This is a genomic window from Clostridium sp. LS, from assembly GCF_002760435.1.
Classification (GTDB): domain Bacteria; phylum Bacillota; class Clostridia; order Clostridiales; family Clostridiaceae; genus Clostridium.
Genome location: NZ_AUUU01000117.1, coordinates 1 through 2,402, shown reverse-complemented (window position 1 = coordinate 2,402; position 2,402 = coordinate 1). Strand labels below are relative to the sequence as shown.

Genomic DNA, 2,402 nt, shown 5'->3' with positions numbered 1-2,402 from the left:
TTCTTACAACTACTGTTGTAATTTGTTTTTATTTTTCGTCACCCTCAAGCGACTTTCTTAGTATATCACCTGATTTCGACCATGTCAACACCTTTTTTAAAATCTTTTAAAGCCTTTAATTAAAAGCTCTTTATTGGTTCTTTCAAGATGTATATGTCTCTTAGCGATGTTTTTTATCTTAACATATATGATTACTCCTTTATTATTGTACTAAGTGCCATTAGAACTATTTATATTAGCCATTATACTTTTTTTATACAAATTACTTCACTATACTATTATAGATACACTAGGATTAGTATATTAATTCCTACATAATTAAAGCAAGTTCTATCAGCATTATACTACTAAACAAACTTGCTTAACTGCCTGCAAAAATTTACATATAGCGTTTTAAAATATTTATTCTATTATTTTTTATTGTTGTACCCTATTTTTTCTAAAATGATTAATGCAGTATCTTCAATTGCTCTTTCAGTAACATCTATAGTTTTACATCCTATTTTTCTCATTATTTTATCTGCAAAGTCAAGCTCTTCTAATACCCTAGCATCTCCAGCATATTCAATATCAGATGTAATTCTATGAAACTTATCCAATCTCTTCTTTCTAATTTCAATTAATCTAAGTGGATTTATAGTAAGTCCAAATACTTTCTTTTTATCAATTTCGTATATTTCATCAGGGACCCCTACCTCTGGCATTAGTGGAATGTTTATAGCTTTTATGCCTTTATTAGCTAAATACATACATAATGGTGTCTTTGAAGTTCTTGAAAGGCCAATTAATACAACATCTGCGTTTTTTAACCCTCGATAATCTTTACTATCATCATATTGCATCGCAAATTCCATTGCTTCTATTCTTTTGAAATATACTTCATCTGTTTGTCTCATAGCACCAGGGTTATATGTAGGATGCGTTTTTAATATACTAGATGCCACATTAATTATTGGCCCTAATACATTCATAACTGATATGTTCTTTTCCATTGCTTTTTGTGTTAGATGTTCCCTTACATTAACAGTTATTATTGTAGATACTATTATTACATTCTCACACTCAGCTGCAACGTTCATCACATCTTCAACATCTTCTAACCCTTTTACATATGGAATTCTTTTAACATCCACCTTTTCTGTAAACTGGCTAGCTGCTGCAACTGCAACTTGATGTGCAGTTTCTCCTATAGAATCTGATACTGCTAAAATTGTCAACATAACTTATACCTTCTTTCTCATAGTTTCATAATAATCTTTTATCCCTTAGCCTATTTTCATTGCATGCATTTCATTAATAAATTAATAATGTATGCATATTATCTTTATTTCTATATTAACCCAAACTCACTTCATTTAATAGTAGTGAATTTTTTTACTGCTTATGTTAAACTTTAATATAGGTTAATATTATCACAATTGGAGGTGCTTACATGAAAAATAAAAAAGTGTTGACCATAAGTGTTCTTCCCATAATGTGGACTCTATATATCTTATTTGAGTTTGTTACTGGAAGAATAAATGACTCTCAAACAATTTTCTTTAACATAGTACTAATTTTATTATTTGCATTAGTCGGTTTATTTACTTACACTTTAGGAATTAGATATGAAGCTGGATTTAAATTTAATACATTATTAGTTATATTTTTATTCTTTCTTTTACTTGATCAAGGAATAAAAATTTCAATAAAGTTATTATGGTTTAATAATGATTTTCCCATAATTAATAATATGCTGTATTTTAGACCTATAATTAATACTGAAGGCTCTTGGTTAAACGCAAGATTTGGTACGTCTGTTAGTTTTCCCATTCTAATTACTTTAAATATACTTGCTATTTTTGTTTTCATTGAAGTGTATAGATACTATTTATATAAAGGGAATAAAGACTTTTGGGCTGATATGTGCTTTGTTTTTGTAAGTTGTGGCGCAATTTGTTCGCTTATTGATAAACTGTTTTATGGAGGAAGTTTAGATTTCATTGGTATAAGTAATTTATTCATTGCAGATACGAAAGATTTATATATTAATTTAGGTATATTATTTTTTGCACTTACAATGTTTAATAATGGACATTTATCTTCGGGCGAGGATACATCTCTTAAAGATGATTATCAAACATTAAAGAAATTTTTATTATTTATAAGAGATGACATCCTACACAATATTAACTCTCTTAAGAAGTAATGTAATAGACTCTAACATCATTACTAAAACATAGTCTTACTTAAATTTAATAGAAAATTTTTTATTATTAAATTAAAAAGAGCTTTTACTTTGGGTAAAAGCTCTTTTATATAAATAATACTAAGCAAGTTTTCGATAATAATTACTTTATAAAAGTTATTGGTGGCTCACCCGGGAATCGAACCCGGGACACCATGATTAAAAGTCATGTGCT

The 2,402-nt window shown here is 27.9% G+C and carries 2 protein-coding genes; one reads left to right on the top strand and one right to left on the bottom strand.

The window, feature by feature from the left end; all coding sequences use genetic code 11:
* Nucleotides 1-410 precede the first annotated feature (410 nt).
* The gene (locus COL3_RS22155) at nt 411-1,220 is read right to left on the bottom strand and encodes a pyruvate, water dikinase regulatory protein (protein WP_008422721.1); all 810 of its coding nucleotides are present in this window, start codon (nt 1,218-1,220) and stop codon (nt 411-413) included.
* A gap of 212 nt (nt 1,221-1,432) precedes the next feature.
* Here COL3_RS22155 and COL3_RS22150 point away from each other — a divergent pair, with 212 nt between their 5' ends.
* On the top strand, nt 1,433-2,188 hold the full coding sequence (locus COL3_RS22150) for a signal peptidase II (protein WP_008422723.1): 756 nt from the start codon (nt 1,433-1,435) through the stop codon (nt 2,186-2,188).
* Nucleotides 2,189-2,402: the final 214 nt, after the last annotated feature.